The organism is Streptomyces sp. BE303, from assembly GCF_036290945.1.
In the GTDB taxonomy this organism is placed as follows: domain Bacteria; phylum Actinomycetota; class Actinomycetes; order Streptomycetales; family Streptomycetaceae; genus Kitasatospora.
On the sequence record NZ_JAQYWZ010000361.1, the window covers coordinates 1 to 399 of the forward strand.

The following is a 399-nucleotide window of genomic DNA, read 5'->3' on the forward strand; positions in this document are numbered from 1 at the left end:
CACCGCCCCCCCGCGAGCGGCAGCGGGTTCCACGAGATAATGCCCGACAAGGTGTGCGCCTCCCGGCCGTTAAGCTGGGCGATCGTCGCCCCCGCGTACCGGCTCGGCCTCCTGCTGCGCGACGGCTGCCGCAGCGCCACCGTCGAGCCCGTGATCGTCACCGCGTCGGTGAGCGGGCTGGTGTACATCTCCCTGGACCGCTGGTCGGACGCCGGGGCCTAGAACGCGGGGGCGTCGGCGGGGGGGGCGGGGGGGGGGGGGGGTGGGGCGGGGGGGGGGGGGGGGGGGGGCGTTGTGAGGGGGTGGGGGGTTGGGTTTTTCGTTTGGGGGGGGGGGGGGGGGTTCTGTTGGGGGGGGCCCCCCCCCCGGCGCCCGCCCGCCCCCCCCCCCCCCCCCCCC

At 78.9% G+C, this 399-nt stretch carries 1 pseudogene; it reads left to right on the plus strand.

The window, feature by feature from the left end:
- Positions 1–222: pseudogene (locus tag PUR56_RS06195) on the plus strand (hypothetical protein); the annotation flags it as partial.
- Positions 223–399: the final 177 nt, after the last annotated feature.